This window comes from Pantoea sp. ANP04, assembly GCF_041982285.1.
GTDB lineage: Bacteria > Pseudomonadota > Gammaproteobacteria > Enterobacterales > Enterobacteriaceae > Pantoea > Pantoea eucalypti.
In genome coordinates, this window is record NZ_JAUTYS010000200.1 from 1 (window position 1) to 512 (window position 512).

The window sequence follows — 512 nt, forward strand, 5'->3', positions numbered from 1 at the left end:
CTGCTCAACAGCGCCGGGATCGTCACCCGCACCCTGATCGAACCGATCCAGGCCATGGCCGAGCTGGCGGACTTCCAGCCGGACCTGATCATCCTCGACATGTACATGCCGGCCTGCACCGGCACCGAGCTGGCCAAGGTGATCCGCCACAACGACCGTTATGTCAGCGTGCCGATCATCTACCTGTCCGCCGAGGACGACCTGGACAAGCAACTGGACGCCATGAGCGAAGGCGGCGATGACTTCCTCACCAAGCCCATCAAGCCGCGGCACCTGATCACCACCGTGCGCAACCGCGCCGCCCGGGCGCGCAACCTCAAGGCACGGATGGTCCGCGACAGCCTCACCGGCCTGTACAACCACACCCACATTCTGCAACTGCTGGAAGACTGCAGCTTCCGCGCCCGCCGCGAGGGCAAGCCGCTGAGCTTCGCCATGCTCGACATCGACCACTTCAAGCGGGTCAACGACAGCCACGGCCACCCCATGGGCGACCGGGTGATCAAGAGCCT

General features: G+C 65.0%; 1 pseudogene. It reads left to right on the plus strand.

Annotated elements, in window-relative coordinates:
- Nucleotides 1–512, plus strand: a pseudogene (gene gcbA, locus Q7C21_RS23105) (diguanylate cyclase GcbA); the annotation flags it as partial.